Annotated in this window: 22 protein-coding genes; 4 read left to right on the top strand and 18 right to left on the bottom strand. The window is 28.3% G+C overall.

Translation table 11 applies throughout. From position 1 onward, the window contains the following. Positions 1-117: 117 nt before the first annotated feature. The 6 genes from ACTCCZ_RS11730 to ACTCCZ_RS11755 form a co-directional block, all read right to left on the bottom strand. The gene (locus ACTCCZ_RS11730) at positions 118-402 is read right to left on the bottom strand and encodes a hypothetical protein (protein WP_143597704.1); all 285 of its coding nucleotides are present in this window, start codon (positions 400-402) and stop codon (positions 118-120) included. Positions 403-814: 412 nt separating this feature from the next. Next, a complete protein-coding gene (locus ACTCCZ_RS11735; protein ID WP_463187367.1) occupies positions 815-1,156 on the bottom strand; it encodes a DUF1599 domain-containing protein in 342 nt (113 codons plus the stop codon). 117 nt (positions 1,157-1,273) lie between these two features. Then, positions 1,274-1,945: an AEC family transporter gene (locus ACTCCZ_RS11740; protein ID WP_463187368.1), complete on the bottom strand. Its 672-nt coding sequence runs from the start codon at positions 1,943-1,945 to the stop codon at positions 1,274-1,276. After that, positions 1,946-2,521 (bottom strand): hypothetical protein, encoded by a 576-nt coding sequence (locus tag ACTCCZ_RS11745; RefSeq protein WP_079579770.1) that lies wholly within the window; start codon positions 2,519-2,521, stop codon positions 1,946-1,948. A gap of 1 nt (position 2,522) precedes the next feature. After that, the gene (locus ACTCCZ_RS11750) at positions 2,523-3,449 is read right to left on the bottom strand and encodes an AEC family transporter (RefSeq protein WP_079579771.1); all 927 of its coding nucleotides are present in this window, start codon (positions 3,447-3,449) and stop codon (positions 2,523-2,525) included. A 296-nt stretch (positions 3,450-3,745) separates the two neighbouring features. After that, entirely contained in the window at positions 3,746-4,696 is a 951-nt protein-coding gene (locus tag ACTCCZ_RS11755; RefSeq protein WP_079579772.1) for a ketopantoate reductase family protein, read from the bottom strand. 73 nt (positions 4,697-4,769) lie between these two features. On the opposite strand from ACTCCZ_RS11755, the gene maf reads away from it, so the two are divergent. Both maf and ACTCCZ_RS11765 read left to right on the top strand, forming a co-directional pair. Further along, complete coding sequence (gene maf / locus ACTCCZ_RS11760; RefSeq protein ID WP_079579773.1) at positions 4,770-5,315, top strand: septum formation inhibitor Maf; 546 nt, start codon at positions 4,770-4,772, stop codon at positions 5,313-5,315. A 10-nt stretch (positions 5,316-5,325) separates the two neighbouring features. Next, positions 5,326-5,718 (top strand): tautomerase family protein, encoded by a 393-nt coding sequence (locus tag ACTCCZ_RS11765; protein WP_079579774.1) that lies wholly within the window; start codon positions 5,326-5,328, stop codon positions 5,716-5,718. Here the strand turns inward: ACTCCZ_RS11765 and ACTCCZ_RS11770 are convergent. The 10 genes from ACTCCZ_RS11770 to gap form a co-directional block, all read right to left on the bottom strand. Next, complete coding sequence (locus ACTCCZ_RS11770) at positions 5,710-7,242, bottom strand: BCCT family transporter (protein WP_196778283.1); 1,533 nt, start codon at positions 7,240-7,242, stop codon at positions 5,710-5,712. The genes ACTCCZ_RS11765 and ACTCCZ_RS11770 overlap by 9 nt on opposite strands. Positions 7,243-7,468: 226 nt before the next feature. Next, positions 7,469-9,268, bottom strand: a complete 1,800-nt coding sequence (dxs, locus tag ACTCCZ_RS11775; RefSeq protein WP_079579776.1) for a 1-deoxy-D-xylulose-5-phosphate synthase — start codon at positions 9,266-9,268, stop codon at positions 7,469-7,471. Between the two features lie 11 nt (positions 9,269-9,279). Next, positions 9,280-10,386 (bottom strand): histidinol-phosphate transaminase, encoded by a 1,107-nt coding sequence (hisC, locus tag ACTCCZ_RS11780; RefSeq protein WP_079579777.1) that lies wholly within the window; start codon positions 10,384-10,386, stop codon positions 9,280-9,282. A gap of 64 nt (positions 10,387-10,450) precedes the next feature. Then, complete coding sequence (pheA, locus tag ACTCCZ_RS11785) at positions 10,451-11,518, bottom strand: prephenate dehydratase (RefSeq protein WP_079579778.1); 1,068 nt, start codon at positions 11,516-11,518, stop codon at positions 10,451-10,453. Then, positions 11,515-12,294, bottom strand: coding sequence for an HAD-IIA family hydrolase (locus ACTCCZ_RS11790; RefSeq protein ID WP_079579779.1), 780 nt, complete (start codon positions 12,292-12,294; stop codon positions 11,515-11,517). Before ACTCCZ_RS11790 ends, pheA begins: the two co-directional genes overlap by 4 nt. 1 nt (position 12,295) lies before the next feature. Further along, entirely contained in the window at positions 12,296-13,504 is a 1,209-nt protein-coding gene (lysA, locus tag ACTCCZ_RS11795; RefSeq protein WP_079579780.1) for a diaminopimelate decarboxylase, read from the bottom strand. A gap of 144 nt (positions 13,505-13,648) precedes the next feature. After that, a complete protein-coding gene (gene fabI, locus ACTCCZ_RS11800; protein ID WP_079579781.1) occupies positions 13,649-14,476 on the bottom strand; it encodes an enoyl-ACP reductase FabI in 828 nt (275 codons plus the stop codon). Next, positions 14,477-15,187 (bottom strand): triose-phosphate isomerase, encoded by a 711-nt coding sequence (locus ACTCCZ_RS11805; protein ID WP_079579782.1) that lies wholly within the window; start codon positions 15,185-15,187, stop codon positions 14,477-14,479. It abuts the gene before it with no gap. A gap of 2 nt (positions 15,188-15,189) precedes the next feature. Then, positions 15,190-16,386, bottom strand: coding sequence for a phosphoglycerate kinase (locus ACTCCZ_RS11810; protein ID WP_079579783.1), 1,197 nt, complete (start codon positions 16,384-16,386; stop codon positions 15,190-15,192). An 8-nt stretch (positions 16,387-16,394) separates the two neighbouring features. Next, positions 16,395-17,393, bottom strand: coding sequence for a type I glyceraldehyde-3-phosphate dehydrogenase (gene gap, locus ACTCCZ_RS11815; RefSeq protein ID WP_079579784.1), 999 nt, complete (start codon positions 17,391-17,393; stop codon positions 16,395-16,397). A 91-nt stretch (positions 17,394-17,484) separates the two neighbouring features. Between gap and nadD the strand changes: the two genes are divergently transcribed. Further along, positions 17,485-18,039, top strand: coding sequence for a nicotinate (nicotinamide) nucleotide adenylyltransferase (gene nadD, locus ACTCCZ_RS11820; RefSeq protein WP_079579785.1), 555 nt, complete (start codon positions 17,485-17,487; stop codon positions 18,037-18,039). Position 18,040: 1 nt separating this feature from the next. Further along, on the top strand, positions 18,041-18,367 hold the full coding sequence (rsfS, locus tag ACTCCZ_RS11825) for a ribosome silencing factor (protein WP_079579786.1): 327 nt from the start codon (positions 18,041-18,043) through the stop codon (positions 18,365-18,367). Positions 18,368-18,496: 129 nt separating this feature from the next. Here the strand turns inward: rsfS and argS are convergent, their stop codons facing one another. Then, positions 18,497-20,086 (bottom strand): arginine--tRNA ligase, encoded by a 1,590-nt coding sequence (argS, locus tag ACTCCZ_RS11830; RefSeq protein WP_079579787.1) that lies wholly within the window; start codon positions 20,084-20,086, stop codon positions 18,497-18,499. A 15-nt stretch (positions 20,087-20,101) separates the two neighbouring features. Beyond that, positions 20,102-20,338 carry a twin-arginine translocase TatA/TatE family subunit gene (gene tatA, locus ACTCCZ_RS11835; RefSeq protein WP_079579788.1) on the bottom strand — a complete coding sequence of 79 codons (237 nt, stop codon included), beginning with the start codon at positions 20,336-20,338 and terminating at the stop codon, positions 20,102-20,104. Between the last annotated feature and the right edge of the window lie 64 nt (positions 20,339-20,402).

The following is a 20,402-nucleotide window of genomic DNA, read 5'->3' on the forward strand; positions in this document are numbered from 1 at the left end:
TTATTATTTTTTGATATGACTCTTACTTGCCCAAGCTCATCATCATAAAGCGTCAGTAATTCAATTATTTTATCCATGTTTATCCCCCATTATTAATTACAAAAGGTTATGTTAGCATCAATTATTTGTTATTTCGTCAATTCTTGGTTGCAATTCATATTTCCGTTTGAAAGATGCTTCATATCCAATACGTTTTATTTCTTCATCTTCTGTTTTTGACCAAGTCGCATTTAACGTTGTGTTATTGCTATAATCCTGTTGTAGAAATCGTGCATATTGCCATGAAAGCATTTCAAATTGGTTAATAAACAAATGCCTATAATATTTTTCATTGCCGTCACTTCTAGATTTATATAGCCGTTGACGTGCTTCTTGTATTTTCTCTAAAGAAAATTTATGCATACCTTGCACCCCATATATATTTGGGGCGTTTTTTTGGTCGGGCAGAAACACCCCGCAAAACTGCCTCCTACACACGGAAGCCATTGCATCTTATATATTCCCAACGCTGTTGGGAATTACGGCAGTTGTAAAAGTTATATTACCAAAAATTACACATCTGGCAGGGGAGGCGGGACTCGAACTCGCAACCAACGATTTTGAACCAGCACTCTCCCAGTTAAGTTATTCCCCTATGTCCGAAGTTGGCCTCATATGTGAGGACGACTTCTCCGCCCCTTCTGCACTTGGCAGACGAGCAAAATAAATTTTATATAATGTCCTGCCCTAGTCCGCATAATGCCCGCATATTGCTATTCGCTAGCAAAACAGCTAATATGCTTTGTATGGGCAACAGAGGCGTGGCAGGCTCTGTTCATAATTGTAAATATGATTTATTCGATTTTTTAAGCTCCATTAATGTTAAAATAGCATAGTTTGCTATATCTTTAAGTGTGTCTTCGATACTTTCATCTACTTGAGCTTCTGCATTAAGTAGAGTCTCTAACCTTAAAAGTTTATCCCATAACCTTATTACAGCGCTTTGAAGTCCAAATTTTTTATATACTATGGAAAAACTGTCTCCATAGTCATGATTTTTTCTTTTGTAGATATCATATAATTCTTTTACAATTTCTTCATACAAATGTTTATCAGTTATTTCAACTATCCTCGTTTTTCCAAATTCATCTTGTTTAGATATTTGCATCTCATTCATAACAATATTCCACCTTCATATTTATATTCCCCACCCACTTTTTGGGTGGGGCGTATGAAAGGAAAGGAGAATGTATACATCTTTTCATTTTATACATACGATATATAAGTAAATTATTTAAGGTGAAAAAATAAATTTTTTATCTAAATCTTCACTCTTTTTCAAACCAACTAATCCCATACCTAAAATCATCATCCCCAAAATTCCATATACTCCTTTAAACTGTGAAGTATATACAAATAACTCTTCTGGTATTTTTACACCAAATAAGTTACATAAAAGTCCAAATATAAAAGCATAAACAACAGGCAATCTAAAAACTTTTATTAATGATTCTCTAACAGTAAAATTACTTTTTGCAGTTATATAAAATCCTGTTGTATTTCCATAAAAAATAAATGCTAATTGAACAAAAATATAAATATCTGCAATATGAGGTTCAAAAAATAAAACAGCCAAAGGAATACCAAAATAGCCTGCATTTCCTGTTCCTGCATTAAAAGCTAAAATATTTGAAGTAGCATCACTCCAATGCTTTTTAAAAATATTATAGACAATAATTGCAGTAAAAGAACAAAAAAGATAAAAAAAGATTGGCATAATTGCCAAACTGAAATCTATTTTTACACTAATAGTTGAAGAAAAAACTACAACAGGAGTTATTATATAAATAATCAATTTTGCAATTGATTCTTTTTTCACTTCTAAAACTTTAACACTTAAATAGCCAAGTAGTATATTTATATACAAAGGCGTAATTTTCAATAATAATATAAAAAATAGACTCATTTAATCCAAATACCTATTACTTTCTTTAGAAAAATAAGAGTAAAAGTTTGCCATTTTTACCAAACTTTTATCGTAATTTTCTAAAAATCTTTTTTGATTTATATATTCACTTTTATAAGAGTGTTTATATTTACTTATTAACTCTTTTGAAAGTTTACCCTCATAATCTAAGATAAATTTTGAACTATTAGCACCATAAACAAAAATAAGATTTATATAAGAGTTATCATTTATTAAGTAAGTAGTAAACTCATAAGTATCAAAATCATACTGCTCTACAATTTTCATACTTTTTATTTTTAGTGTTTGTTTAAATAACTCTTCAAAAAAACCTCTTTCAAAACCATTCCATTTACAATTACTATCTAAGTTTATATACTCAATAAATAGTTTTCCATACTCTTTATCATCTACATTTGATATATATGAAAAATTTGCACAAGGATGAAAAGTAGCAGTAGTTTTACTATTTTTTAAATCTAAAGTTTTACTTGGTAATTTTATATTGTTTACATTAAAACTTAAACATCCACTTACAAAAAATGATACAAATATAAATATATATAGTTTTTTCATCTTAAAATCCTCCATAAAGTGCCAAAACCACTGGTATATAAACAACCGATATTAAAGTACTTAAAAGTACTGTAAAACTTGCTTTTTGGGGTTTGGCTTTTAATAAAATAGCTAAAGTTACAGTATTACCTGCTAAAGGTACAATTGACATTAAAAATAAGACTTTATAAATATCTTCGTTTAAAAAATTGAAAAATGTTTTATCAGCAAAAATAATTATCAACATAGCCAAAGGCCAAAATACAAATTTATACAAATAGGCTATTTTTATATACTTCTTATCAAAATCTTCTTCTAAATTAAAACCTTTTAAACCCATACCAAGCATCATCATTCCAAGTATTCCATATGCCCATTTCAAATTTTCAAAATATGGGATTACAAAATCTGGAGTATTTACTCCATTTAAATTTAATATAATTCCTAAAATAAAAGCATAAACCAAAGGAAGTCTTAGTATTTTTTTTATAGATTCAATTGCTGTAAAATTTCCTTTTGCAGTAACATAAAATCCAACTGTATTTTCATATAATAAAGAAGCCAAAGTTACAAAAATAAATACATTTACAACTTGAGGTTCTAGTAAAATCATAGCTAAAGGAATTCCAAAGTATCCTGTATTTCCTGTACCACAAGTAAAAGCTAAAGTATTAATACTTGAATCAGTCCAGTATTTTTTATATCTAATAAGAATATAAAAAGCAATGGCACTTCCAAATAAAAATATAAATATTGGTAAAAAAGCTATTTGGATATTGATTTGTATGGACATGGTTGCAAAAAATATCACAATTGGACCTAAAATATATACTAATATAAATGCAATAATATCTCTTCTTACTTTAAAATATTTAGCAAGTAAATAACCAATAATAATATTTAAGTATAAAGGAAAAATTTTTCCAAGAAGAATAAAAAATAAGTACATAACTTTCCTTAAAATCTGAAAGACAATACTATAGCTAAAAATGAATTTAATAATGCATAATAATTTTTTAATTTGAAGTTGTTATAAAAAGAATAAGGAAGTAAATGTGATAATAAAAATCATGGAGAGGGAGAAAAATCCAGAATAAGTTTATAATAATTACACTATGTTTATATATTTTGTAGTAACAAATATACTTCACATTTACTTCTTATGCCGGAATTATAATAAATTTAGATGACTTTAGTATGACTTTTGACCCTCTTTATAAAATTTTTAACAATTTTATAAAAAAACTATTTTTTTACTCTTGATTTACTATATTGCATGTGTAAAATTGTCGCTATTGTTCTAGTATAAGGTGCGTCTAAACCTTGTTTTTCACAATTTTTTATAACTACACCACAAATATCATCAAGTTCTAAATCTCTATTATTTTTTTTATCTACCCACATTGAGGGAACTATTGATTCAAATTTTTTCATAAGCTCAAACATCTCATCAACATCACTTTCAGATATATTTACTTTTACAGCATGGGATGCTTGCCCAGCTTCTTTCATCAAATTGTAAACTAATATTGAAGTATCTTTTTTATTTATTAAGGTACCTGATTTTTCTTCAAGTAATGCACAAATTGCATTTACACCATTATTTATAATCAATTTTTTCCATAATTCTAATTTTATATTATTAGTTAAAATAGTTGTAGTATTTGCATTGTCAAGCTCTATTTTTAATTTTTCTAAAAACTCTTGTGAATGTTTTGTTGGCTTTATACTTCCAAGTATAGTTTGCACTTCTCCAACTGCTTCAACAAAACCTTGTTTTATTATATGAACAGCAATTAATCTTGTAAGTCCTCCAATTATAAACTCTTTTGGTAAATAATTTTCCATCTTATCTTCATTTTCTACCCCATTTTGTAAAGAGACAAAATATGGAATTTTATTTTCATTTTTTATCCATAATGATAATTTCTCACTTACTTCATTTGTACTCATAGATTTTGTTGCAATAAATACAGCATCTATACTATTAACATCAACTAATTTTAATTCATCTATTGATATTACATCTAAATAATCTTCGAAAATAAAATCTGGATGAGTAAGTTTTAATTTGTTATTTTTTAAGTAGTTTAGATTTTCACCTCTTGCTATAAACTTTACATTATGTCCTTGCATAAGTAATTTAACTCCATAAAAAGAACCAACTCCACCTGCACCTATAATAATAAAATTCATTTTTAATCCTATATCAATATTTTAAAATATATTATATACAAATTGAGTATAATTAAAATAAAAAAGGATTATTTTGATAAGACTTGGTTCAAATTCACCAACAAGAGCACTAATTTTGAAAAACTTTGGTATTGATTTTATTCAAAGTGGTGGAGAGTTTGATGAAGATAGTATAACAACAACAAATCCTAAATCATTTTGTTATGAAGCAACTAAAGGTAAATTTGATGAATTATACAAAAAATATACAGTTAAAGAGTTACCTTTATTAGTGGCTGATAGTGTTGTTACTTGCAACAATGAGCTCTTAAGAAAAGCAAAGAGTATTGATGATGCAAGAAGAATGTTAAATTTACAAAGTCAAAATAGTACTACTGTAATAACATGCATGATTTATAAATCTTTAAATCTTGAGCTTATTGATATCTCTTCAACTACTTATAAATTTAATAAGTTTGATGAAAAGCATATTCAAGAGTATTTAGACTCAGGTGAATGTATGGGAAAAGCTGGAGCTATTATGGTTGAGGGGTTTTGTAAACCATACATTAAAAGTGTTAAAGGATATGAATCAACAGCTATGGGACTTTGTGTAGAGAAATTAAGACCATTTTTATAAAGGATAAATTATGCCTCATTTAAGATTTGAAATAAACAAAAAAGTATCAGATGATATAAAAGAAGAGTTTACTTTAAAAATAGAAGATGCTTTTTCAGAAGTTATGGATACAGCTAAAGGTCATATTGCAATTTCAATAAATGAAGTTGGCAAATATGATATTAGTATTGGAAGAGCTGTTAAAGGTGATGATATATGTTTAATGAGTTTAGATATTAGGCATGGAAGAACAATAGAACAAAGAAGAGAGTTAGCCTTGAGATTTATGGCTATTGTAAATGAACTTTTTAAAGTTGACAATAGAAATCAATATTTAACTTTTACAAAACATGAGGGAGAAGATTTTCATCTAATTGAAAGGTATCTTCCCTCATGGACACTAAATGAAGACTTTTTAGCTTAAGCCTTGTTCTTTATACATTTTATTAGCTACTGTTATAGAGTTAAAAAGAGATGGCAAAAGAATCAATGATACAGGAACAGCAGTTATTACAATAAAGGATTGTAGTGCTGTTATTCCCCCTGAACCAATAGAAATTAATATTATTGCTAAAACTCCCATAAGTACTCCCCAAAAAACTCTTAAATATGCACTTGGATGTGTGCTTCCACTTACTACTACACTCATAGTATATGTCATTGAGTCCCCTGTTGTTATAATAAAAATAGTAGTTAAAACTAAAAATAGTATTGAAATAATTAAAGGAAAAGGAAGATTTTGCGTAATAGCAAGAAGTGCTGCTGGTAAATTAAAGCCTTTAAATGCTTCACTAATTACTCCAGGTTCTGCAATTTCATATGATAATCCAGCTCCTCCTACAATTGTAAACCAAAACATTGTTACAAGTGGTGCTATAAAAGATACAGCTAAAATCAACTCTTTTATACTTCTTCCTCTACTTATTCTTGCAATAAATATTGCCATCATTGGACCATAACCTATAAACCAACCCCAAAAGAAAACTGTCCACCAACCAAGCCATGAAGTATCAGCTCTATATGTTGCAATTGGTATAAAATTATTAAGCATATTTCCAACACCTTGAATATAACTATTAATAATAAAATTTGTTGGACCTAAAATGATTATAAATACAACTAAAAAAAGAGCTAAATATACATTATATCTACTAAGGATTTGAATACCTTTTGTAAGTCCACTAAGAGCAGATAAAGTATAAATGATTATTGCAAATATAATAATACTAGATTGTGTTAAAAAACTATTTGGTATATTAAATAATTCATGTAGTGAATATGAAATTTGTAAACCTAAAAAACCTATTGGACCTATTGTTCCAGCAGCAACTGCAATAATACAAAAACCATCTACTATTGAACCAAACTTTCCATGTATAACTTTTTCTTTAAATACAAAATAAAGTAGTGTTCTAGGTTTTAAAGGCAGACCTTTTTCATAATGTAAATACATCAATACAATTGAGGTTAATGTTCCTAATATTGCCCAAGCTAAAAATCCCCAATGTACAAAAGATTGAGATAGTGCATTAATAGCTTTTTGAAAATTTGAATCGGTTTGTTCAAAAATTGGAGGTGGTGTTATAAAGTGAGCAATAGGTTCGCCTGCTGCCCAAAAGACACCTCCTCCTGCTAAAAGTGTACAAAGTATTATTGCTATCCATTGAAATGTACTCATCTCTGGTTTATTTAACTTTCCTAAAATCACACTTCCTGTTTTTGAAAAAGCTAGGTATACGCCAATTAGAAAAGTCAAAAGTAATAAAACTTGCCAATAAGCTCCAAAGACTTTTGAAGACCAAGCAAATCCATTATTTACTAATGTTGATAAAAGCTTAGCATCAATAAATGATATTAAAACAAATGATACTAAAAATAGCGTACTAAAAAGCAAAGTTATTTTATCTATTTTTTCTGTGTTTTGTAGATTTTGTCTATTTACATCCACAATTTACCCTTTATAATTTATTGTGAAATTTGATAAAATACAAAAATTAATATATTTAAAATCACTTATATTAAAATAGAATAAATTTTGAAAGTATTTAAAATTTAAGTAGTATCTTTAGAAGATTTTATTTAAGGATATAAATTTTGTAATTTATAGTTTCGCGCGTATTCTAACCAAAAAAAATTATGTTTTCTTTAAAAATAATAAAAAAGTAGAAAAAATTTTATATTTTCTCTACTAATTGCTTTGCAGTTAATTCTAAACTCTCTTCAACTTTAGAAGTTTCACCATGGACAATAAAGTGATCTTCATACTCAAAAGAGGTAATATTTACACATAGTTTTGCTTCATTTACATACTCTAAAATTGCACTTGCAACTCCACCTTGCTTTTGAGAATCACTAAAAACATACCATTTATCATATTTTGAAGCAAGAGTACTTAGCATTTTTTCATCAAGTGGTTTTACAAATCTCAAATCTAAAATAGCAATATCTTCTTCATGTAGTTTTTCTGTTTCACAAGCTCTTGAAACTCCAGCTCCATATCCAATAAATAGCTTATTTGAAGTTCCTTCTTTTAAAAGTTGAGCTTTTCCAAGCTCAAACTGTGTTGATTCATATCCAAGCTCTTTAAATGCACCCCTTGGGTATCTAATAGCACAGGGTTTACCTAAGGTATATGAAAAATCAATTGCTTGATGTAAAGATTGATTATCTCTTGGTGCAAAAAGAATCATATTTGGTAAAAATCTCAAATATGAAATATCAAAAGCACCTTGGTGTGTTTCTCCATCATTTCCTACAATTCCTGCTCTATCAATTGCAAAAACAACAGGTAATCCCATAATACATACATCATGAATTATTTGATCAAATGCTCTTTGTAAGAAAGTAGAATATATAGTAATATATGGTTTAAAGCCCTCTTTTGCCATAGCTGCCATTGAAGTTACTGCATGTTGTTCTGCAATTGCAATATCCCAAAATCTATTTGGATGCTCTTTCATTAATCTATCTATACCTGTTCCACTAGGCATTGCAGCTGTTACTCCAACTACATCATCATGTTCATTTGCTAAAGCACTTAAAGCATCAGCATATACAGCTGTTGCAGATTTTGCTCCTGCTTTTTTCTTAAACTCTCCTGTTTTTACATCAAAAGGTCCAACTCCATGCCATTTTTCATTTTGACCCTCTGCAATAGCATAACCTTTCCCTTTTACTGTTTTAGCATGAACAATAACTGGTTTTTTAAGATCTTTTGCTATTTGTAAAGTATCTATTATCTCTTCAAGATTATGACCATCAATTGGTCCAATATAATCAATACCCATCTCTTCAAAAATCACACCAGGAGTAATAAGTTTTATACTTTCTTCAATCTTTTTAGCAATATAATTAGCACCCTCTGGTAGCTTTTGTATAATGCTTTTGTCTATTCTATCTCTAAGTTTTTGATAAAATTTTCCTGCTAAAATTTTACTTAGATATTTTGAAATTGATCCAATTGGTTTGGCTATACTCATTTCATTGTCATTAAGAATTATTATAACTGGAAGTTTAATATCTCCCAATTCATTCAATGCTTCATAAACCATTCCTGCTGTCATAGAACCATCACCTATCATAACAACAGGAACTCTTTGTTCATCATTGATTTTAATAGCTTTTGCTGCACCTACTGCTAAAGAAATAGAAGTAGAACTATGTCCTGCTACAAAATAATCAGCACTACTCTCTTTAGGTTTTGTAAATCCACTTAATCCACCAAATTGTCTAATTGTTTCAAACTCTTCCCATCTATTTGTCAAAAGCTTATGGGGATAACATTGATGAGAAACATCAAAAATAAATGGATCACTTTGGACATCAAAAACTTTGTGCATTGCAACTGTTAATTCAACTGCACCTAATGTTGAACTAAAATGTCCTCCATTTCTGGATACTACATCAATAATTCGTTCTCTAATTTGAGTACAAAGTTCTTCTAATTCGCCTAAATCTCTACTCTTTACATTCATAACAAAATCTTCTATTTTAAATTTTTTAATACTTCATCCAATACTTTTAATACTCTTGTATTTTGTTCATCACTTCCAATAGTAATTCTTATTGCATTAAGATTATAACTTTTTAAATCTCGAACAATTATACCCTCTTGAAGTAAATTTTGTGCAACTTCTGAAGAGTTATAGATATTATCAAATTTAATAGTTATAAAATTTGTATAACTTTCAATAAAAGAAAAACCTTTAGTTTTTGCATAATCTTCATATCTTTTCATCTGCTCAAAGTTTTTTCTTATACAATCAGTTACAAACTCTTCATCTTTTAAAGCTTCTATTGCTGCTGCTAAAGATAGTGTAGTAATATTAAAAGGAGGTCTTAATTTATAAAGATTTTGAATAATCTCTTTTTTTGCAATACCATATCCAACTCTCATACCACCTAAAGCATAAGCTTTTGAAAATGTTCCAAGATAAATTACATTTGGAAATCTTGAAATAAGTTCATCAACTACTATTGTTTTATTTTCATCTTTAAAAGCTGCGTACTCATGATAAGCTCCATCAACAACCACTAAGGTTTTTTCATCTACTTCTTCTAAAAATGAGTAAACATCTTTTGTATTTAAACACTCTCCTAAAGGATTGTTAGGTAAACATAAAAATACCATATCAGGTTTATGCTCTTTATAAAGTTTTCTAAATTGATCTAAATTATGCTCATCATCTTCTGTTCTAATAACCTTAGCACCTGTTTGTTTACCATATATTTCATACATTGCAAAAGTTACATTGCTCATAAGAAGTTTTGAGTTTTCATCACACTTTGCATGAATTGCAAACTCTAGTATTTGATCACTTCCTGAACCAATAATTATATTAGAACTTTCAACTTTAAACTTACTTGCTAAAGCCTCTTTTAGTTCAAACATCGAGTCATCTGGATACATAAACATATTTTTTGCAATCTCTTGAATCTTTTTTGTAACTTTTGGTGAAGTTCCATATGGATTCTCATTTGATGCAAGTTTTATTATATCTTTTTCATCTACTCCATACTCTCTTATTACAAGCTCAATTGGTTTACCAGCTTCATATATTTTTACATCATCTAAAACTTTATTAAATTGCATTTTTCTTCCTAATTATAAACTTCGATTTTAACACTTTAGTTTTAAAAAAAACTAAATTTTTTTATTAGATATCATCTGCTTCTTTTACATAAGATCCTAAAAATTTTATACTATCTTTATGTTTTGTAAATATTTTTTGTATATGTTCATCATCTTTATGACCATCAAAATCAATAAAAAAGATTGAATCACCCTCTACTATATGTGATTTTATTTTAGTAAGATTTATTTTAGCCTCATTAAAATCAGTTAAAAACTCAACTAATGCACCACTTTTATTTGGAAGTTTCACTAAAACTGATGTTTTATCTTTTCCACTTCTTGCATTTTCAAAATCACTAACAATAAAAAATCTTGTTCTATTATTATCTTTATCTTCAATATTCTCAAATAGTATTGGAAGATTATACATCTTTGCGCCAACATGAGAACAAATAGCAGCACTTCCTTTTTCTTTTAATGCATATTGTACTGCTTTTGTTGTTGATTCAACAGGAATAAGCTCAACCTCATCAAGACCAACATTTTCTAAAAATTTTCTACACTGTTCAAAGGCAATATCTTTTGAATAAATCTTTTTAATATCTTTAACTTTATCACATGTTGTGGCTAAAGTATGATGAATATCTAATATAACCTCAGCAATAATTTTTAAATCATATTTTGTTAAACAGTTTATAGTATCACTTACAATTCCATTTGATGAATTTTCTATTGGAATAACACCAAACTTTGCTTTTTTTGTATAAACTTCTCTAAATACACCTTTTATTGAAGCAATTGGTAAATATGAACTCATAGCACCAAATCTAGTCTCAGCAGCTTGATGTGTAAAACTTCCAGCAGGTCCTAAAAAAGCTACATTTTCAGGTAATTCAAAATTTCTTGAGATTGCAAATACTTCTAAAAAAAGTGCTTCTATTGCTCTTCTATTTAGTTTTCCTGTATTAATCTTATCAAGTCTATCAATAATAGCTCTTTCTCTTTCAGGTCTATAAATAGAACCCCCACTATTAGCTTTTAAAACTCCAACTTGATGAACTATATCCATTCTTTTATTAATTAAATCTAGTAGTTCATTATCAATACTATCAAGCTTATTTCTTAACTCTTCTAATCCCTTCTCACTCATAAATTTCTCCCTTTTAAAAGTGCTAAAACTTCACTCATGTCTTTACAAATATTATCAGGTTTTTCTTCTTGTTTTAGTGTAGGTAAAACTTCATTTGCATCTTTAATCTTACCACTTAAAACTAATACTGCTTTCATTCCAAGCTTTTTAGCTCCAAGCAAATCACCCATCATATCATCACTTATTATAGTAATTTTATCAAAGTTATCACAATTGAGTAGTTTTCTAGCTTCATTATAAAAATTAAAACTTGGTTTTCCAACAACTTTATAATCTTTATTTACAGCAAATTTAATCATACTCATAATTGCACCAACACCTGGATATCTTGATCCATCTTTTGAATAAATAGATGTTTCATGCATTCCAATTAAATCATCAGTTTTTAAAGCACACTCAATCATTTTAGAGTAATCTTCATTTGTATACTCTTTTTTTATTGATACAATTAATGTTTCTGGATTATCATATTCAAGTTCATATTCCATTTGTGTTAGAACCTTTGGAAAACTATCTTGTCCAAAAGCTGCAACTTTTCTCTTTTTTGCAACATCTTTTAAAATAACAAAAGGATCAATATAATTTTTTTCTTTTATATTAAATCCTAAATCTTTTAAAAACTGCAAAAACTCTTTACTTAATTTTTTTGTGTTGTTTGTAATTACAACATAAGGTATATTATTCTCATTTAGATAATTTATAAACTCTATTGAACCTGCAATTGGTTTTTTATTTATATCATCAATTAAAGTACCTTGAACATCTATGAAAAACATTTTATTTTATATATTCCTCTTCAAGTGCGATTATATCTTCAAAAGTCTCTCTTTTTCTAATTAATCTATCTTTTCCATCTTCATAGGCTATTTCAGCAACTTTAGCTCTTGTATTATAATTACTTGCCATTGTAAAGCAATAAGCTCCTGCACTATAAATAGCAACTAAGTCATCATGTTGTGTTTTTGGAAGTTCTATATCTTTTGCAAAAAAATCACCACTTTCACAAACAGGACCTACTAAATTGCAATCGCTAAACTCTTGATTATCATTTAAAACTTCAACTTTATGGTAAGCATTATACAAACTTGGTCTTAACAAATCATTCATAGCTCCATCAACTATTACAAATCTTTTATTACCATTTACTTTTTCATATAAAACTTTAGTAACAAAAACACCTGAATTTCCAACTAAGAATCTTCCTGGTTCACAAACTACTGTAATATCTAAACCAAATAAACACTCTAATATTGATTGTGCATACTCATTTGTATCTATAAGTTTCTCATCATCATAAATAATACCTAAACCACCGCCAACATCAAAAAAAGATAATTCAATTTTAATAGCAGCAAGATTTTTAACTAAATCTGAAACAATTTTTACAGACTCTTTAATTGGCTCTAATTGTGTTAATTGTGAACCTATATGTAAATGAATACCTCTTGGTTCTAGATATTCTGAATTTTTACATTGAATATACATTCTTTTTGCTGTGTCTATATCTACCCCAAATTTATTCTCATGTAATCCAGTTGATATGTATGGATGTGTTTGTGGGTCAATATTTGGATTTACTCTTACAGATATTCTTGCAACAACATCAAGCTCTTTTGCTATTTGCTCAACCCTATTAAGCTCCGCATCACTTTCAACATTTATCATCAAAATACCTAAAGTTAAAGCCTCTTTAATTTCACTATCAATCTTTCCTACTCCAGAAAAAATTATTTTATAAGCAGGTATTCCTACTTTTAAGGCTCTTTTTACTTCTCCTATTGATACACAATCAGCACCTGCACCTAAACTTGCTAAATGCTTAATAACACTTAAGTTTGAATTTGCTTTTACTGCATATGCAACTAGTGACTTTCTTGCTTTAAATGCACTTTTAAGTTCATTATACTGTTTTGCTATGTGATCAAAATCATAAACATAATATGGTGTTTGATATTTTTTAGCTAACTCTTTAAAATTAATACTCATTCTTTTCCCTATAATTCATAAAATTTCAATTTAAAACTTCGATAAATTCTAAATAAAAACTTCTTTTTTTAAATAAAAAGCAATGAAAAGCTTAGCTTAGAAATTTACTTTTAGTAAAAATCTAAGCTAATATTTTAAAAAATACTATTTATCAGTACCGTTCCAAGCAATTGAAGGTCTACCATTTTCATCAAAGTTAACAGCTGGCATTCCCATTAGATTATATCCACAATCAACATAATGAATCTCTCCTGTTACTGCACTACTTAAATCAGAAAGTAGATACATTCCAGAGTTTCCAACTTCACTAGTTGTTACATTTTTCTTTAATGGTGAGTGTGCCTCATTCCATTTAAGCATAAATCTAAAATCTCCAATTCCAGCAGCTGCTAAAGTTTTAATAGGACCTGCACTAATTGCATTTACTCTTGTTCCATCTTTACCTAAATCTTCAGCTAAATATTTTGTAGTCATTTCTAAAGCTGCTTTTGCAATACCCATTAAATTATAGTTTGGAATATACTTAGCTCCACCATAATAAGTTAATGTAAGTACTGAAGAGTTTTCACTTAAAAGTGGTTTTAACTCTCTTACTACTTCAATTAATGAATAAACAGATATATCCATAGCAATATCAAACGCCTCTTTAGAAATATCATAAAATCTTCCTGAAAGTCCCTCTTTTGGTGCAAATGCAATTGAGTGAACAATAAAATCAATTTTTCCCATATCTTTTTCAAGTGACTCTTTTAAAGCTTTAATCTCTTCTGGTTTACTAACATCACAAGGATACACATAATCAGAACTTCCAAACTCAGCAGCAATTGGTTCAACTCTTTTTTTTAGTGAATCATTTAAATATGTAAAAGCAATTTGCGCACCTTGTTCAGCACAAGCTTTTGCAATACCATATGCAATTGATTTATTATTTGCAACCCCTAAAATAACACCTTTTTTACCCTTCATAATCATCTAAATATCCTTTGTTTTTTCTATAATTTCAATAAAATCTTCTTTATTCCAAGAAGCAGTTCCAATTAATGCACCATCAACATTATTTAAAGAGCAAATCTCTTTTACATTATCTACTTTTACGCTTCCACCATAAAGTAAAGGTTTAGAAATTTTCTCTTTAATAGCATTGTGTACATTAACAATATCATCACTTGTAGCAGTAACTCCTGTTCCTATAGCCCAAACTGGTTCATATGCTAAAATTAGATTCTCATAATTTGTATCAATTCCTACAAATTGTTCATATATATACTCTAAAGTCTTTTCTAAGCCTTGCTCTTTTACTTCTAAAGGCTCTCCTATACAATATATAATTTTATACCCAAGCTCTTTATAAAAATTAAATTTTTGAGCTATTTGCTCTTGTGTTTCACCTAAAATATGTCTTCTTTCACTATGTCCAATTAAAATTGTCTTAATACCAAACTCATCTAATTGAGATGTTCCAATTTCACCTGTAAAAGAACCTTTTATTGTTGCATATGCATTTTGTGTTCCAAGCATTAGGTTTGGTACTGTATTAAAAGTATCAAGACTTGTAGCTGTTGGGAAAACAATTATTTCATTTTTGATACTATTTTTTGTCAAATAATCATTTACAAAAGATATAAACTCTTTTGTTGATTGCCTTGTATGGTTAGTTTTAAAATTTGATGCAATAATTACCATTTTTAACCTTCAATTACCAGTGCTTTTACACCTGGAAGAATTTTTCCTTCAATTAACTCCAAAGATGCTCCACCACCTGTACTTATAAATGTCATATCATCTTCATCACCTGTAACTCTAACTAAATCAGCAGTATCTCCACCACCAACTACAGTTGTTGCATATGAACTTGCTACTGCATGAGAAATTTTCGCACTTCCCTTTGCAAATTTATCCATTTCATAAACACCCATTGGTCCATTCCATAAAATTGTATGCGCATCTTCAAGTGCTTGTGAAAAAAGTAATGCAGTTGCTGGTCCTATATCAAGACCCATCCAGTTTTTAGGTATTTCTTGAACTGTTGTTGCTTTTGCAAAAGACTCTTCATCAAAAGACTCAGCCACAACTACATCCACAGGAAGATAGAATTTAACTCCCAACTCTTTTGCTTGTTCCATTATTTTAGTAGCTTCTAAAATTAAATCATCTTCAACCAAAGAGTTTCCAACTTCATAACCTAAGGCTTTTAAAAATGTAAATGCCATTCCTCCACCAATAATAATCTTATCAACTTTAGGAACAAGATTATAAAGTGCTTCTAATTTTCCTGAAACTTTAGAACCACCAACTATTGAAACAAAAGGTCGTTTAGGTTCATTTACTATATGATAAAAAAATCTAATCTCTTTTGCAAGTAAAAAACCTGCTGCTTTATGATTTATATCAAAATATTTTGATATACCCTCAACAGAAGCATGAGCTCTATGAGAAACTCCAAAAGCATCATTTATATAAATATCTGCCATTGAGGCTAATGTTTTACTTAAATGTTCATCATTTTTTGTTTCACCAGCTTCAAATCTCATATTTTCAAGTAATAAAATTTCACCACTTTTTAGTTCATTAGCCATTTTTAAAGTCTCTTGACCAATTACATCTTGTGCCATTTTAATATCTTGTTTTAATAAGGTATGCAATCTTTTTGCTATTGGTTTTAAAGAGTATTTTTCCTCAAAACCATTTTTAGGTCTACCAAAATGTGAAGCTAAAATAACAGAACAATCATTATCAATACAATATCTTATTGTATTTAAAGCACTTCTAATTCTTCTATCATCTGTAATATTATTATATTCATCAGTTGGTACATTAAAATCACATCTAATAAATACTTTCTTTCCTGAAATATCTATATTTTTAATCTCTTGTAAATTCATTGAGTTCCTTATTTATTAGCTACAAAAATAGCCATATCAATAAGTCTTGAAGAGTAACCCCACTCGTTGTCATACCAAGTCATAACTTTAATCATATCTTCACCAATTACTTGTGTTAAATCACTTGCAATTATTGTAGAGTTAGTATTTCCAACTAAATCACTTGAAACCATCATCTCATTATCAACTGCAATAATTCCTGCAAGCTCTTTTGCTTTTGATTCAAATAGTGCATTTACTTCTTCTTTTGTAGTTTTTTTACTAACTACTAAGTTTACATCAACCATTGAAACATTTGGAGTTGGAACTCTAACACTTTGACCATGTAGTTTCCCATCAAGTTGTGGCATAACAAGTTTCATAGCTTTTGCAGCACCTGTTGTAGTTGGAATCATATTAAGAGCCCCTGCTCTTGATCTTCTTTTATCTTTTTTATGTTTAACATCAAGAATATTTTGGTCATTTGTATATGAATGAATTGTTGTCATTAATCCTTTTTCAATACCAAATGCATCATCAAGTACTTTTGCAACAGGACCTAAACAATTTGTTGTACAAGATGCATTTGAAACAATTGCTTCACCTTTGTATTTATCTTCATTTACACCCATTACAAAAGTTGGAGTATCATCTTTTGCAGGAGCAGACATTACAACTTTTTTAGCTCCATTATCTAAATGTATTTGGCATTTTTCTTGAGTAAGATAAGCACCTGTACACTCTAAAATAACTTCTGCACCACACTCTTTTGTAAATGTCAATTCACTTGCATCTCTTGTTGAGTACAATTTTGCCTTAACATTTCCCATTATTAAATAATCATTTTCTACTTTTACTTCACCGTCAAATGTTCCATGAACAGTATCATATTTTGTAATATATTCTAACATTTCAGGTGTTGCAGTATCGTTTATTGCTACTAGTTCAACATCATCTCTATTAGCAATAATTCTTGCAACACATCTTCCAATTCTACCAAAACCATTTATTGCAACTTTTACAGCCATACTATACCTTTATATTTATTTGTAAATTTTAGATATTTTATCCAAAAATTGCTATAATATTATTTAATTATATACGAAAAGGATAAAAAGAGTGCGTATAGCAGTATTTGGAGGTAGCTTTGATCCACCTCATATTGCACATGAAAAAATTGTTTTTGAAGCATTAGAAAAGCTTGATATTGATAAACTTTTTATTGTGCCAACATATTTAAATCCTTTTAAGGCTGATTTTCATTTAGAACCAAAAAGTAGATTTATGCTATTAAAAAAACTTTTTAAAAATGAAGAGAAAATAGAAATTTGTGATTTTGAAATTAAACAAAATAGAAAAGTTCCTTCGTATGAAACAATTTCATACTTAAAAAAATATCATGATTTATCAAAAATATATTTGATTATTGGAAGTGATAATTTTAAAAGTTTAGAAAAATGGTATAAAATAGATCTATTAAAAAAAGACGTAGAATTCGTTCTTGCAAAAAGAATTGGCTTTTTAAATGAAAATTTAGATAGTATAAAAACTTTAAACATAGATATTGATATTAGTTCCACTAATTTAAGAAACAATATCGACTTAAAATTTATCCCAAAAAAAATACAAAATGATGTAAAAACATTATTTAAAACCAACAAAAAAGGCAATTAAATTGAACAAAACGATTGAAAAAATAAGAGATATTCTTGATGAAAAGAAAGCAGAAAACATTGAAGTTTTAGATTTATCACAAAAAGATTACATAGTTGATTATGTAGTTATTGCAACTACATTAAACTCAAAGCATGCTTTTTCTTTATTAAATTACTTAAAAACAGAATTAAAACCTGATGGTGAAGAGTTTCTAAGAGTTGATGAAGATGATGATTGGACTATTATTGATTTAGGTGATGCATTTATTCATCTTATGAGTGAATCTCATAGAGAAAAATATAATTTAGAAGAGTTCTTAGAAGAGTTAAAACAAAGCAAAGAGTAAATACTCTTTGCTACTCTTGTCCTGTAAGAAGTCTATTATAATTTCCAGCAGCATGCTTGGCACCACCCATATTACCTGTAAGTATTGCATATCCCACGATAACTATGAAAATTAAAATAAACCATTTCATTACATAATCTCCTTCGCCTTTATTCCTAAAAGATTTAAAGTAACTTTTATTGTAAGTGCTACTAAACTTAATACCTTTAGATATTTATTTTGTTCTTCTGAATCAATAATTTTATAATCATTATAAAACTTATGTACAGATGAAGCAATAGAGTTTAAATAATCTGTTACTTTTTGCATATCTCTTTTAAGAAATGCTTCTTGTAAAATTGATGGTAAAAGAAGTGATTCATATACTAAATTTATAGCATCTTGGTTTAATCCATCAAAACTTTCACCTACTACATCATCAAAAGTTAAATTTGCTTTTTTAAAAACTTGATTTATTCTAGCATATGCATAATTAATATAAAAAACGGGATTTGAACTATCTTGATTTTTTAAGATATCTAAATCAAACTCTAAGTGAGTATCACTTTTTTTAGTTAAAAATACAAATCTTAAAGCATCAGAACCAATCTCTTGTGATATATCACTCATCAAAATTACATTTCCTGCTCTTTTACTCATTTTATATGGTTCTCCACCTTTAAGCAACTGAACCATTTGAGATAAAAGCACTTCAAGTTTTGAAGAATCATTTCCTAAAAACTCAATTGCAGCCTTAACTCTTGTAATATATCCATGGTGATCTGCACCCCAAATATTTATATATCTATCATATGCTCTATCATATTTATTTTTATGATAGATAATATCTCCAGCAAGATAAGTAGGTATTTTATTATCTCTTACAACAACTCTATCTACATCATCTCCAAACTGTGTTGATTTAATCCAAATCTTTTCATCTTTTTCATATAAAGAGCCATTTTTTTCTAAAACCTCTTTTGTTTTTTCCCAAGACGAATACAAAGATTTCTCACTAACATAGTTATCAAACTCAATTCCTATATCAGCCATGTCTTTTTTAATAATTTCCAAAACCTTATTTTTTGCAAAATCTGCAAGTTCTGAATATCTTGATTCATCATTAAAAATATCTGTTCCAAACTCTTTTTCAACATCTTGTGCAATATCAAAAAGATAATCGCCCCTATAATATTTTTCTGGATACTCAACTTCTTGTTTTAAGATTGACTCTTTTCCCGCTAGGGCTAAAGATAGACCTAATAGATCCATTTGAGCACCAGCATCATTTACATAATACTCTGTTGTAATATCATAACCTAAGTGTCTTCCAATTCTAGCTAGTGTATCACCTGCAATTGCTCCTCTTGCATGTCCAATATGTAAAGGACCTGTAGGATTTGCACTTACATACTCTAAAAGAATTTTCTCATTTGCATTCTCTTGTTTTGCATAATTTTCACCTAAAGATAATGACTCTTCACAAAGTTTTTGTAAAAAAAGTGATGAAAGCTTAAAATTTATAAAACCTTTCACAGCTTCAACTTTTTCAAACATTTCACTCTCTTCAAACTTTGAAGCCAATTCATTTGCAATTATCATAGGAGATTTCTTCAACTCTTTTGCTAAAGAAAAAGCAACTGGTGTTGCAAAATGTCCTAATGTTATATCTTTTGGTTTTTCAAGTACAACATCTTTTTCTAATACTTCTTCAATATAATTTTTAACTATTTTTTGCAATCTATCATCTCTTTTTTATACAGTTTTAGATTCTTCTTTTTTCTCTTCTTTTTTAGCTTCACTTTTTTTATCTAATTCATCAACTTTATCAGTGCTTGCAACTTCTTCGTTTTCATCATCTTTTACTGCTTTTTTAAAGTTTTTAATACCACTACCTAAACCTTTAGCTAGTTCTGGTATTTTTTTACCTCCAAATAGTAATAACACTACTAAAGCAATTAAAATCCATTCTACTCCACCTGGCATACCCATCGTAGACTCCTTATAATTTTTTACAGATTATATCTACTTAATACTTAAAAATTTTGTTTAATTT

The organism is Malaciobacter sp. (assembly GCF_055140965.1).

Coding starts and splice junctions, on each gene's coding strand:
- ACTCCZ_RS11805 (WP_079579782.1), bottom strand. CDS start 15,187: ATGGTAATTATTGCATCAAATTTTAAAACTAACCATACAAGGCAATCA.
- gap (WP_079579784.1), bottom strand. CDS start 17,393: ATGGCTGTAAAAGTTGCAATAAATGGTTTTGGTAGAATTGGAAGATGT.
- tatA (WP_079579788.1), bottom strand. CDS start 20,338: ATGGGTATGCCAGGTGGAGTAGAATGGATTTTAATTGCTTTAGTAGTG.
- fabI (WP_079579781.1), bottom strand. CDS start 14,476: ATGATTATGAAGGGTAAAAAAGGTGTTATTTTAGGGGTTGCAAATAAT.
- ACTCCZ_RS11765 (WP_079579774.1), top strand. CDS start 5,326: ATGCCTCATTTAAGATTTGAAATAAACAAAAAAGTATCAGATGATATA.
- ACTCCZ_RS11735 (WP_463187367.1), bottom strand. CDS start 1,156: ATGAATGAGATGCAAATATCTAAACAAGATGAATTTGGAAAAACGAGG.
- lysA (WP_079579780.1), bottom strand. CDS start 13,504: ATGAGTATTAATTTTAAAGAGTTAGCTAAAAAATATCAAACACCATAT.
- ACTCCZ_RS11755 (WP_079579772.1), bottom strand. CDS start 4,696: ATGAATTTTATTATTATAGGTGCAGGTGGAGTTGGTTCTTTTTATGGA.
- ACTCCZ_RS11790 (WP_079579779.1), bottom strand. CDS start 12,294: ATGTTTTTCATAGATGTTCAAGGTACTTTAATTGATGATATAAATAAA.
- ACTCCZ_RS11750 (WP_079579771.1), bottom strand. CDS start 3,449: ATGTACTTATTTTTTATTCTTCTTGGAAAAATTTTTCCTTTATACTTA.
- ACTCCZ_RS11730 (WP_143597704.1), bottom strand. CDS start 402: ATGCATAAATTTTCTTTAGAGAAAATACAAGAAGCACGTCAACGGCTA.
- hisC (WP_079579777.1), bottom strand. CDS start 10,386: ATGCAATTTAATAAAGTTTTAGATGATGTAAAAATATATGAAGCTGGT.
- dxs (WP_079579776.1), bottom strand. CDS start 9,268: ATGAATGTAAAGAGTAGAGATTTAGGCGAATTAGAAGAACTTTGTACT.
- ACTCCZ_RS11740 (WP_463187368.1), bottom strand. CDS start 1,945: ATGAGTCTATTTTTTATATTATTATTGAAAATTACGCCTTTGTATATA.
- ACTCCZ_RS11810 (WP_079579783.1), bottom strand. CDS start 16,386: ATGAATTTACAAGAGATTAAAAATATAGATATTTCAGGAAAGAAAGTA.
- ACTCCZ_RS11745 (WP_079579770.1), bottom strand. CDS start 2,521: ATGAAAAAACTATATATATTTATATTTGTATCATTTTTTGTAAGTGGA.
- pheA (WP_079579778.1), bottom strand. CDS start 11,518: ATGAGTGAGAAGGGATTAGAAGAGTTAAGAAATAAGCTTGATAGTATT.